At 37.8% G+C, this 12,520-nt stretch carries 12 protein-coding genes; 10 read left to right on the top strand and 2 right to left on the bottom strand.

All coding sequences use genetic code 11. The features are described 5' to 3' along the window. The first annotated feature begins 1,018 nt into the window (after window positions 1–1,018). From PSF67_RS18155 to PSF67_RS18130, 6 genes are all read left to right on the top strand, one after another. Window positions 1,019–1,306, top strand: coding sequence for a hypothetical protein (locus PSF67_RS18155; protein WP_137019097.1), 288 nt, complete (start codon window positions 1,019–1,021; stop codon window positions 1,304–1,306). A 908-nt stretch (window positions 1,307–2,214) separates the two neighbouring features. Further along, window positions 2,215–2,616 (top strand): hypothetical protein, encoded by a 402-nt coding sequence (locus tag PSF67_RS18150; protein ID WP_272677418.1) that lies wholly within the window; start codon window positions 2,215–2,217, stop codon window positions 2,614–2,616. Window positions 2,617–3,133: 517 nt separating this feature from the next. Beyond that, window positions 3,134–3,817: a hypothetical protein gene (locus PSF67_RS18145; RefSeq protein WP_206277069.1), complete on the top strand. Its 684-nt coding sequence runs from the start codon at window positions 3,134–3,136 to the stop codon at window positions 3,815–3,817. Between the two features lie 205 nt (window positions 3,818–4,022). Next, window positions 4,023–4,298: a GNAT family N-acetyltransferase gene (locus PSF67_RS18140; RefSeq protein ID WP_166185345.1), complete on the top strand. Its 276-nt coding sequence runs from the start codon at window positions 4,023–4,025 to the stop codon at window positions 4,296–4,298. A gap of 27 nt (window positions 4,299–4,325) precedes the next feature. Continuing rightward, entirely contained in the window at window positions 4,326–5,219 is an 894-nt protein-coding gene (locus PSF67_RS18135) for a pirin family protein (protein ID WP_272677416.1), read from the top strand. Between the two features lie 191 nt (window positions 5,220–5,410). Continuing rightward, window positions 5,411–5,839, top strand: a complete 429-nt coding sequence (locus PSF67_RS18130; RefSeq protein ID WP_181489864.1) for a TOBE domain-containing protein — start codon at window positions 5,411–5,413, stop codon at window positions 5,837–5,839. 50 nt (window positions 5,840–5,889) lie between these two features. Here PSF67_RS18130 and PSF67_RS18125 read toward each other — a convergent pair whose 3' ends face one another. Continuing rightward, window positions 5,890–6,558 (bottom strand): Crp/Fnr family transcriptional regulator, encoded by a 669-nt coding sequence (locus PSF67_RS18125; RefSeq protein ID WP_166185292.1) that lies wholly within the window; start codon window positions 6,556–6,558, stop codon window positions 5,890–5,892. Between the two features lie 135 nt (window positions 6,559–6,693). On the opposite strand from PSF67_RS18125, the gene add reads away from it, so the two are divergent. Beyond that, window positions 6,694–7,725: an adenosine deaminase gene (gene add / locus PSF67_RS18120; protein ID WP_242685891.1), complete on the top strand. Its 1,032-nt coding sequence runs from the start codon at window positions 6,694–6,696 to the stop codon at window positions 7,723–7,725. Between the two features lie 47 nt (window positions 7,726–7,772). On the opposite strand, the gene PSF67_RS18115 is transcribed toward add, so the two are convergent. Further along, complete coding sequence (locus PSF67_RS18115; protein WP_210844425.1) at window positions 7,773–8,303, bottom strand: dihydrofolate reductase family protein; 531 nt, start codon at window positions 8,301–8,303, stop codon at window positions 7,773–7,775. Window positions 8,304–8,407: 104 nt separating this feature from the next. Here PSF67_RS18115 and PSF67_RS18110 point away from each other — a divergent pair, with 104 nt between their 5' ends. The 3 genes from PSF67_RS18110 (at window position 8,408) to fdnG (ending at window position 12,520) form a co-directional block, all read left to right on the top strand. Beyond that, complete coding sequence (locus PSF67_RS18110; protein ID WP_166184867.1) at window positions 8,408–8,674, top strand: DUF2798 domain-containing protein; 267 nt, start codon at window positions 8,408–8,410, stop codon at window positions 8,672–8,674. Between the two features lie 64 nt (window positions 8,675–8,738). After that, entirely contained in the window at window positions 8,739–9,062 is a 324-nt protein-coding gene (locus PSF67_RS18105; RefSeq protein ID WP_210848444.1) for a YnfA family protein, read from the top strand. Between the two features lie 410 nt (window positions 9,063–9,472). Continuing rightward, complete coding sequence (gene fdnG, locus PSF67_RS18100) at window positions 9,473–12,520, top strand: formate dehydrogenase-N subunit alpha (RefSeq protein WP_210848445.1); 3,048 nt, start codon at window positions 9,473–9,475, stop codon at window positions 12,518–12,520.

The raw sequence follows: 12,520 nt of genomic DNA, 5'->3' as shown, positions 1-12,520 counted from the left end.
GCAATCACTCAACGGACGCGATAGGTTAGCCATTAGAACAGGTGTAGCGCAGACGATACAGGCTAAAGAACGGCACAGACGGAGAATGACAGCACCTACCTACCAATGGACGAAGCCAGCACAGAAACGGTGATGCGAAGATAATCGCAATGGTCAAATATTAAGCGATGCAAGAAAAAGTGCGACGGTATACAGGCTATAGGTTGCCTTGAAATCAAGGGCACTTAAGGCGACTGAATAGGACTCCTTGATATTAAGGAGACATGAGGCTCTGAAATCGGAGGCTCGTCACTGGCTGGCAATATTCCAATAATGCCCACGAGATAAAAGTAACCACTCTGGTAACCACCAAAAGTAACCACAGGACAAATTTGTCCTCAGGGAGTAATCCCACAGTGCAAATAAGCACTCTGAATAAAAATCAACAACTTAAACTATGCTACCCTCATCAATGAGGGAGCCAAAATAAACATTACCGCAAAATTTAAAAATTGATGTTGCCCTCACTAATGAGGGAGAGATAGGTAGCGACAATAACGAACTACGGCAAGGTTACGGCAAGGTTGAACGGTGAGATTACGGTGAGGATTAAGTCGATAACGGTAAGGTTACGGTAAGGAATCAGGGCGAGATTACGGCGAGGTTTCCAGTGAAAACGCACTTTAGCAAATGGAAACTAACACTAAGGTTACGCTAAGGTTTCAGGCGGTCAATTTGACCGTTAGTAATGAAAACAATGTATTGCCACCTATTACCATTGGTCACTGAAACGATGACCAATGAGCGTTAATCTGGTTTTGTGACAGAATTAAGCGTTATCAATCAGTTATATTTTGATTCCGTCGATTTAACGGAATTAAGTATAATCAATAGGTTATAGCTACATACGGGATTATCCCGTATCATCATGGATAAATTAACGTTTAGATCACCATAGAAATTAGAATTATTATCCGATCTTCCAGAATCCCACTAGCATTATATTTTAACCACTGGCTTATATTGTGATGGTATCAAGATGAATAAACCAGAAATGAGAAAAGCAAAATCAATCAGGATCACCACATCAGGAACGGTAATAAAAGCTCCTGAGCGAGTTAAAACAGCCACAGGTAAAGTTATGGCCACAATGACTATTCAGGCTGAGAGTGACAAGCGTAGCCCGTACCCATTAAAGATAGTGGCATTCGATATTAACGCGCTGGAGCTAATGACCTGCCAGAAAGGAAACAAAGTAACTGCTACAGGTCGTTATGAATGGTTTAATGGTTATCAGCTAACAGGGGCGCAGATAGTTACAGGTTAGTAAAAGTTAGTATCATCATAAGCCGATTTGAAATCGGAAAATCTAAATAGGCTATTTCTCCTCTTTAAACTAACCCACAATTAGTTACCTACCTTTAACTGACCCTCTTTAAGATGACCAGTTCAACTAACCCGAAAATATCGGGGCAGTTCGAATAGGTCCACCAGCCTACCTATTCTATTTTGTATAACCCATATTGAGGTGCGCAAATAATCACTGCCGTCATTTAAATCTCACAAGTGTTAATTTTACAGTTCCGTTTGAAACGGAGTCGTGAAAAACACGGGGAGGGTTATTTCTGGTTGGTGTTTCATTATCTGCAATGAAGTTGCCATTGATGATATTTATGCAATGATGTTACTGGAAAGTGTAGGGCTAACATTGAGATTAAAAATCACCTCAAAACAGGCATGACAAAAATATTAGGGGGTACATTTGGGGGTATCTATAAAGTTAGAATTTAAATAATTATTTAATATCAATGAAATGAGTGATGTGTATGGTTCTCTCCTCCGCCATCTTCACTTCTAGCAACATCTTCTAAAGTCTTCCAATCCCAAGTAAATCAAGCATTCTAGCGAAATTACACACTACCGAACCTACTAACGTCTTTCTAAATCCTCTACAATTTGTTGTATAGTTTTTTGTATAGAAATTCCCTCTACAATTTTCCTGTAGATAAATCCTACACGCTGGCATTATCGCTGCTATCATCTTTTATATCGTTTTGATTGGTGCAATACTGGGGTATTAGGTTACTTTTACTTAAATATCGGATGATTCTCATATGTCTAATAATTACTATAGTTAGTATAAGATACACTTAAATTTTATATCTATATGAAATTATTATAAATTATTAATTTTGAGCTATCTTCGATGAATAGAAAATTTAATTTAAGTATTATTTGGTTTCACTGATTATATTAAGTGGTTGCACTCAGAAATATAGAGATACCATATTAGATATCACTTATGCGTTAACGGGTGCCCCTGGTGCAAAGCATAAAACTAATGGAAATAACACCACCACCACAATGAAATCAAAAGCACAATTAGAAAGAGAAAAAGATGAATATGAATTCAAAAATCGCCGCCAAAGTTGGGTTGGTAAATCTATAGATGACCTAATAATGCAAAGGGGCAGCCCTTTTGGGGTTCATAAGAGACAAGATGGGGCTCTCAGTATACCTTTAAGAAAACGCAAAACAGTTCTAATGACCCGTACCACTAAAGAAACATTATATTTCAACCTTTGTCATAATGGAAATATCAAAGCGGGAAGATATCAAGGAAGCATTGATGTCTAATTTTTCTTAGAGTAGTCACTCTATTTTATAATTAAAATGGTAATATCCACTTCGGCGGATTTTTTAAAATTATTGCCGAACTGTCATTTTAATAAACTATGAATATATTTTCATTGTTTTAAGGCTAATTATTACTTATCCATCTACGGTGGCTTCATGGGTAATTGTTCTAATTCGCGTAGTTCTTTTTTGAGTGGCTTTCTTTGATTAAAATGTTGATGTGCATTAAAAGCAATTGCTTGTGTTATTAATATCTCATAAGGTGGATTATCCATCTGTAAAATGGTTATTTTGTACATTTATAACTATTAATGCTTCGTTTATAACATTTTATTAATTTAAATATGAATAAGACGGAATAGTTACAGTATTTTTTAGTATTCAATATAAGTAGAGAAAAATTCAAACGGAATGATAAACCAAAGGTTTGATGTGTATCAGAGGATACAAATAGTAACTTGTTGTAACTGTTTTATAAATATATTATTTAGTATCTTAACTCCATGGATTTATCAAGATGAATAAATTATTAATTCCTGCTTTTTGTATTGCTTCTTTATCTGGGTGTGCGGTAACTGAGTATAACTATGTCCCTGACTCACAAAAAATCAGTGAACCTAAAATAGGCCAGGTCAACCATATTACAGTAGGGCAACCCTTAGTAAGAGAAGGCAATATTAGTGAAATAGACGGAATTAAAGTATTAAACCCAATACAGATAGATTTGGCTTACAAAATTATCCCCGGTGTATTCAAAAAAGTGGGTTCAAGTGATAAAGGCGATTTTTATATGCCAGACCAAATCGTTGATTCTGGCTCGGTCACTGTTGAGGTTTTAGGGCAACCGTGGAATTCACTTTTAATTAAAAAAGGGTCTGGTCCTAATGAGATCTGTATCGTGACAGATGTTAATGTCGCTGTTTGTAGTGATAAAGCACAAATCGAACAGGTAAAACTAAATAATTCTGATGGTGATTCATTTGAACAAGCCTTAATTTTCAATGGGATAAATGACAAGGTTGTCGATGTTAGTTATCAGAGAATAGGTTCAAATATTGAGAATCAAGGATTTGGAGATAATATTCAGTATAACCTTAAGAATAGCGATATTATTTCTTATCGAAATGTAAAATTAAAAATTATCGATAGTTCAGAAAATTCATTAACCTATACGGTGATAAGTAATTTTTCTGACAATTAATGTGCATCACATTAATGAACTAGTTGAAAACAGCGTTAAACTAAATTTAGTCTCTAGTTAAGCGCTGTCGCAGCATCTTTTCTCACTTTATTCTTATTTTAACTTCAAAATATTTGGATCACATCGACAATTGAAGAATATTGTCTTTTCAGCATACCTCACATACTCTAAGTTAAATTGATTTAACGTAGAGGCGTTATTTATGATGAATATCCAATCCAATCACAATAGCTTTTTTATTTTATCTGATGACAAGCAAACGCGCCTTGCCGAAATAACTTTTGTTTATACTGGTGACGACTTAGTGATTATTGACCATACAGTGGTTGATGAAAGCTTAAAAGGACAGGGCATTGCAAAGCGATTAGTTGCTAAGGTTGTTGAGCGAATGAGAGAAGAAGGGCGAAAAATTATTCCATTATGCCCTTTTGCAAAAGCAATATTCGATAGAACACCTGAATACAGTGATATCCGCCAATAATATCTGTTAATTACTGATGAGGTAAGCATGAGTATTCAACATAATGATAAAATACCTGATTTACAGTTGATTACAGCACGTTCGAAAGATGTTGGTGGGCTTCCTGTTGCACGAGTTTTACCGACAAGAGAGCGGAGACTAATAGGTGCTTGGTGTTTTCTTGACCATGCAGGGCCTACGGTTTTTAAAGGCGATTCAGAGGGGATGAAGGTATCACCTCACCCTCATACAGCTTTACAAACATTCACTTGGATGATTGAAGGTGAGGTATTACACCGAGACAGTCTTGGCTATGAACAGGTTATTCGGCCAGGGCAGGTCAATTTAATGACAGCGGGTCATGGGATCAGCCATTCTGAAGATACCCATGGAGAGAGTCGCCAGTTACATGCAGTGCAATTGTGGATTGCTTTACCTGAAGCAGTTAAAGATATTGCCCCTCGTTTTGACCATTATCCTATATTGCCACGTTGGTCTGAAGGTGAAACATACTTCAATTTACTCGTTGGGGAATATGGAACTTATAAAGCACCAACATTAACATTTTCTTCGTTGATCGGGCTCGATATTGTTGCGAAGAAATCCGCTCGACAAATTTTAACGTTACGCTCTGAATTTGAATACGGTATTTTTGTGGTAAGTGGCAGTGCTGTTATTGAAGGGCAGCATGTTAATAGTAATGAATTAGTTTATTTAGGCAAAAATATAACTGAAGTTTCTGTAGAACTCGCCACAGATAGCCATATTTTATTACTGGGTGGTGAGCCTTTAAATGAACCTGTGTTGATGTGGTGGAATTTTATTGGCCGAACTAAAGCTGATATTCATACCGCAGTTGAGGAATGGAACCAAGGAAGTTCTCGTTTTGGGAACGTTTTTAATGATAGGCGCGAGCCAACACCAGCTCCAATTATGCCGTAATCAGTTTAAGTTACTTCTTTGTTTATTATATGAAATGAAGGACTAAGTCATTCTAAATACGACTATAACGCTAAGCATATTGCTTATAAATGCGATTTTGTTTTGAATCTTAATTCAAATGGCAATAGTATTAAATTACTAAAAAATAATCTTACTGAAGTCGTATTTTATTAAAGTATAGGAGATGTTTAATGGCTATTTCTGCAAGAAACCAACTTTCAGGTGTTGTTGAGTCCATTGTTATGGGAGCGGTAAATGATGAAATTATACTCGATTTAGGCAATGGTGAAAGTATTGCGGCAGTGATTACTAAAAATAGTACCAAACAACTTGGTTTAGAAAAAGGTAAAGTGGCAACGGCAGTAATAAAAGCACCTTGGGTTGTGCTTGTGTCCAACGCTGAAGAATATAATTTCTCTGCTCGTAATCAATTTAATGGCGTGATTGAATCCATTGAAAAAGGGAGCGTTAATTCTGTGGTAAATTTAAAAACCAGTGCGGGAACTTTATTATCTGCAGTGGTAACAAATAATAGTACCGTAGAGTTGGGATTAAATGTTAAAAGTAAAGTAACTGCCATTATCAAAGCTTCCAGTGTTATTTTGGCAACTAAGAAGTAGTAAAAATTGTAGAAAGGCTGTTATAACAGCCTTTTGTAATTCACTTTCAGTCAGTTAACCTTTTCTAGGTTAATGATTTTAATTTTTTTACCTTTAAGCTCAATAAGCTTACCTTCAACTAGTTTTATTAATGTGCGGTTTAGTTGCCTGACAGACACACCAAGCATGGCGGCTATTGAATCGCGATTTTCCAATTTAAATTCAGATCCATACTGGTTTTCGGCAAAAACTAAATAACGTCTTAATTTATATTCAACAGAAAATGCAGAAGAAGAGTGTAGCTGCGATGCGTTAAAAAGCTTTTTGCTAAGATGTTGACATATAAATTGTAAAAAAATAGGGGAGCTAAGTTCTTTCTTTTGAATAATTTGTAGTGGAAATGCGAGTAATTCACAATCTGTGACTGCCTGTATCGTACTGTAAATACGGGGGTTTTTGGCATCATTGTTCTGAAATAATTCTAAGTCACCAATAACTGAAAACGCATTTTCAAATGAAAAAACAACATGCTCGCCATTTATTTCATAGCGTTCAACTTGTAGTTTTCCCTCTAAAAGAAAGTAGATAAATTTAATTGTGTCATTTTGCGACATTAAGTACTCAGATGAGCTGATTTTAATAAATTTTGCTGACTTTATTGTTTCTTCAGTCAGAATTTTATCAAGCTGATAGAGAGTAAAATATTCTTTGATTTTTTCAGAAGAGATAATTTTTTTCATTATTTATTCTATCAATGTGCGTATTTACAGTGAGCAGTATGGCATAGATTCGCAAGTGTAAAAAAGGACGTATGTCCTTTTTTTATCTATTGATGAACTGTTAGTTTAGGTGATATTCAATAGAAGGAGATATACATGAAAGAACAATTATCGAATAGAGTTGGCTGTACTGATGATATGCATGAAAAGATAAATTTAATGCCTAAAGTCGAATTACATGTGCATTTAGACACTTGCTTAAGTTTTCACTATGTAAAGCAAGCTAACCCATCCATTTCATTTAACGAATTTGCGAGCACATTTATTGCGCCTGAAAAATGTGAAGATCTAGGTGACTTTTTAAAGTGTATAGAGCCACAACTTGATATTTTACAAACTAAAATGGCAATTTCTCTTGCTGTAAATGATTTATTTGAACAACTACAGAACGATAATGTTATTTATGTTGAGCTACGTTTTGCTCCGTTGTTACATCTTAGAAAAGGTCTGAAAAGTGCAGAGGTAGTCGAAGTTGTTTTGGACGCCATGGAACAAGCCAAAGAAAAATACGCTATCGAAGCTAGGCTAATACTATGTACCTTACGCCATTTTACAGAGCAACAAAGCTTGGAGACGGCCCAATTAGTTATTGATTATCAAGGCCGTAATGTTGTTGCATTAGATTTAGCTGCAGATGAAGCTCGGTTTACACTGAATAACCATCAAGCTGCGTTTGATTATGTTCGCTCATGTGGTGGCCAGGTGATTGCTCATGCAGGGGAAGCTTTAGGGTATGAAAGTGTGCTTGAAACACTCGATAAATTGAAAGTATCCCGAATTGGACACGGTGTAAGAAGTATTGAAAATGACGAAATAATTGAACGATTAAAGCTTGATAAGATATTACTTGAAGTTTGTCCTAGCTGTAATATTACCTGTAATGTTTTTGACAGTATTCAAGTACACCCAGTTAATGAATTAAAGAAACGTGGTGTAAGGCTGAATATTAATACTGATGCGCGAACAGTTGCGAATACGACACTAAATCAAGAATACCAGTTATTACACAAGGTTTTTAACTGGACTATTGACGATTTTATTCAGTGTAATGTGCACGCGTTAGAGGCAAGTTTTCTTAATGATATTGTGCGAGAACAATTAACTAATAAAATCAAAAATTGGCTTTAAGCATCCTTGAGGGGAGCGGTGGAATACCACTTTTCCCTTTTAACTCATTAAATCTCATAGTGTGATTGTACAAAGCCGGATGGGAAGGTAATGGTTTGGATATGTTTTAGGCGAATATCTTGTTGTATTGGGCCAAATAGTGAGCGCCCGTTGCCAAGTAATATAGGTAATCGTGTAATAATCAGTTTATTGATTAACCCGCTGTTTATAAATGATTGAACTATTTGCCCGCCATCAATATAAATATGTTGATGTCCTTCTTTTTCTAATAGGGCCATGGCTTCTTCGGGGAGGTGATTGAGGAAGCGAACTTTGCCAATTAAATGTTCAGGGATTGGCAGACTGGCTAATGATGAAGAAAGCACTATAACTGGCAACTCATATGGCCAAGGGGTCATATGAGAGAGTGTTTCATAAGTACCACGTCCCATAACGATAGCATCAATATGACTCATAAAATCATGATATCCGTGATCTTCATTTGTTGAGTCGAAGGATTGTAGCCAATCAATATCACCATTTTTTCGGGCGATATAACCGTCTAAGCTGGTTGCTATAAATACATGTCCTGAAATCATAATATGGTACCTATTCGAATTGTTTTACAGCTTATAATAATGAATGAAAGTGTAATAATACAGGTGATATAGTGCTTTATGTGCCCGCCAACCTTGGAGTTTTTATGTCACATCAAGACCGTAATTATGTTTTAGGTATTCCCAAGTTACCCGCTCGTGCAATGATTTTTCTTGTTCCTTTCTTTTTATCCCTTGTCATGAGTGGAATTGTTTCGCTGATTAGTACGATAAGAGCCTTGGGCTTCACCAGCGAAGTGTTTTTTCCTTGGTTGAGTTCGTGGATGCTCTCTTGGATGATTGCTTTCCCGACCGTATTTTTTGTCTTACCGATTGCAAGGCGAATTTCACTGATGTTAGTTAAAAATGCATAACAGTGAGTGTTAAAATTGCTAATATAAAGGTGAAATTTATGGGCACTATTTTGAATGGGATTTTATGTCGATAAAAATTATTGGTTTGTTCTTTATTACAGCATTGGCTGAAATTGCAGGTTGTTACTTTCCTTATCTTTGGATGAAAAAACAAGGTGGGGCTTGGTTATTAATTCCTGCAGCCTTAAGTTTAATGCTGTTTGTTTGGTTGCTGACATTACACCCAGAAGCGAGCGGACGAATTTATGCAACCTATGGCGGGATATATATTGTCACAGCGTTAGTCTGGCTGAAAGTGGTTGATGGTGTCTCTCTTACCGTGACTGATTGGGTGGGTGCTCTGGTTGTACTTGTAGGGGCAGGGGTCATTATTAGTGGTTGGAAGTAGATGATAATGTTATCTTATTATCTTAAAAATTTAATTATTTATTTTAAGGTAATGAGGGGACTAAGATGGCTACAGAATTATCTCTTTATGTTTATTTCATCAAATAAATGCTAGATCCACATTTGAATTTTAAATTAAATGTAAGGGTTATTGTTTTACGAAATTAAACTATTCTCTTTTATGAAATGTTAATTAAAACAGCATTTAACTAAAATATTTTAAAATGTAACATTTGATCTAAATCAATTTAACAATAAATACTCTATTGGTAGTAATTTTAATTGATGTTTAACTACTCAGTTAATATTAATTAAACTTTTATTTTCACTTTCATTGATTTTAGGCAATATCTAATCATATTAGGCTGCTATTCTCTCATCGATTTATACAAAAAATATAAAGAGGTAGCAATGAACGTTAGTCGCAGAAAGTTTTTTAAAATCTGCGCTGGCGGGATGGCAGGTACAACTGTAGCTGCGTTAGGTTTTATGCCTGGAATGGCAATAGCTAATGTACGTGAATATAAATTACTTCGCTCTAAAGAGACGCGTAATACTTGTACTTACTGTTCTGTCGGTTGTGGATTACTAATATATAGCATGGGCGATGGCGCCATGAATGCTAAATCCGCGATATTCCATGTCGAGGGTGATTCAGACCACCCGGTAAACCGTGGTGCTTTATGTCCTAAAGGGGCTGGCCTACTCGACTATATCCAAAGCGAAAATCGTTTACGTTATCCAGAATATAGAGCGCCAGGCTCTGATAAATGGGAACGCATTAGTTGGAATGATGCCTTCACACGCATTGCACGCTTAATGAAAGATGATCGCGATGCGAATTTCATTGAAAAAAATGCGGAAGGAACAACTGTAAACCGTTGGTTATCAACAGGGATGCTTTGTGCATCAGCTGCTAGTAATGAAACGGGAATGTTGACGCAAAAATTCGCCAGATCGCTAGGAATGCTAGCGGTTGATAACCAAGCGCGTGTCTGACACGGACCAACGGTAGCAAGTCTTGCTCCAACATTTGGTCGCGGTGCGATGACCAACCACTGGGTTGATATCAAAAATGCCGATGTTGTCGTCGTTATGGGCGGTAATGCTGCGGAAGCACACCCTGTTGGGTTCCGCTGGGCAATTGAAGCGAAAAATAACAATGATGCCACACTGATTGTCATAGACCCGCGTTTTACGCGTACTGCATCAGTTGCTGACCATTATGTCCCTATCCGTTCAGGAACCGATATTACCTTTTTATCGGGCGTTTTGCTGTACCTGATTGAAAACCAAAAAATCAATGCTGAGTATGTTCAGAACTATACCAATGCATCGTTGATTGTTAGAGACGATTTTGACTTTAACGATGGTTTATTTAGTGGTTATGACGCTGATAAGCGTAGTTACGATAAAACCAGCTGGAACTATAAGTTTGATGAAAATGGTCACGCATTGCGCGATGACACATTACAAGATCCACGTTGCGTGTGGAATTTACTTCACAAACACGTATCACGCTATACGCCTGATATCGTTGAGCAAATTTGTGGAACGCCAAAAGCCGATTTCTTGAAAGTCTGTGAAATTTTAGCCACAACAAGTGCGGCAGATAAAGCTGGGACTTTTCTGTATGCATTAGGCTGGACACAACATACTGTTGGCGCACAAAATATTCGCACCATGGCGATGATCCAGTTACTGCTAGGTAACATGGGGGTTGCGGGTGGCGGTGTGAACGCATTGCGCGGGCACTCGAACATTCAAGGCTTGACAGATTTAGGGTTACTATCAACCAGTTTACCGGGTTACTTGACGCTGCCTTCTGAAAAGCATCAAGACATTGATAGCTACCTGACTGCGAATACACCAAAAGCGACATTACCAAATCAGGTGAATTTCTGGAGTAACTATCCTAAATTCTTCGTGAGTTTGATGAAGTCTTTCTATGGTGATTCAGCTCAAGCAGAAAACCAATGGGGTTATGACTGGTTACCTAAATGGGACCAAGCTTATGATGTCATGAAGTATTTTGACATGATGAGCAAAAACCAAGTGACTGGCTATATCTGTCAAGGGTTTAACCCAGTGGCTTCATTCCCTGATAAGAACAAAGTGGTTAGTTGCCTCAGTAAATTGAAATACCTGATTGTTGTAGACCCATTAGTCACTGAAACGGCTAATTTCTGGCAAAATCACGGTGAGATGAATGACGTTGATACGGCTTCGATTCAAACCGAAGTGTTCCGTTTACCATCGACTTGTTTTGCGGAAGAAGATGGCTCGATAGCAAACTCAGGCCGTTGGTTACAATGGCACTGGCAAGCCGCAGATGCCCCAGGCGAAGCGCGTAATGATGGCCAAATCTTGACCGGAATTCTGTATAAGATCCGTGAATTGTATGAGAAAGAAGGTGGCCAAGGCCAAGATCCTCTGATGCAAATGAAATGGAATTATAAACAACAATTCCATCCTGAATCAGAAGAAGTGGCAAAAGAAAACAACGGTGTTGCACTGGTTGATCTTTATGATGCTGACGGCAATTTACAAGCGAAAAAAGGTGAATTACTCAGCTCATTTGCTTTATTGCGAGCCGATGGTTCAACAGCCTCTTCTTGCTGGATTTACACCGGTAGCTGGACTGAGAAAGGCAACCAGATGGCAAATCGTGATAACAGCGACCCATCCGGTATCGGTAACACATTGGGCTGGGCATGGGCATGGCCTCTGAACCGCCGTGTGATTTATAACCGTGCGTCTTGTGATACCCAAGGTAAACCGTGGAATAAAGACCGCGTGCTTATCGAGTGGAATGGTAAAAAATGGGTCGGTAATGATATTCCTGACTTTAATGCTTCTGCACCTGAAGTAGGAACAGGGCCATTCATCATGCAACCAGAAGGTTTAGGTCGTTTATTTGCTATCGATAAGATGGCAGAAGGGCCATTCCCTGAGCATTATGAGCCATTTGAAACACCACTTGGCACTAACCCGTTGCACCCGAATGTGGTTTCTAACCCAGCGGCGCGAATTTTTGATGAAGACAAGAAACGTCTTGGCGACCACAAAGATTTCCCTTATGTAGGAACCACATACCGCTTAACAGAGCATTTCCACACATGGACCAAGCATGCTCGCTTGAACGCGATTGCTCAGCCAGAGCAATTTGTTGAAATCAGCGAAACACTAGCGAAAGCCAAAGGAATTGCGTTAGGCGATAAGGTCAAAGTCAGTAGTAAGCGTGGGTTTATCAAAGCAGTTGCGGTTGTCACTCCTCGATTACAAACGCTGATGGTGGATGGGAAACCAATTGAAACTGTTGGATTACCGATTCACTGGGGCTTTGAAGGCGCGACTCAAAAAGGGTTTATCACCAATACGTTAACGCCGTCTGTCGGCGATGCTAACTCTCAGACACCTGAGTATAAGGCATTCTTAGTTAACATTGAGAAGGCGTAA

This window comes from Providencia sp. PROV076, assembly GCF_028483405.1.
Classification (GTDB): Bacteria; Pseudomonadota; Gammaproteobacteria; order Enterobacterales; family Enterobacteriaceae; genus Providencia; species Providencia huaxiensis.
The sequence above is the reverse complement of the archived record's forward strand: the minus strand, read 5'-3'. Positions and strand labels throughout refer to the sequence as shown.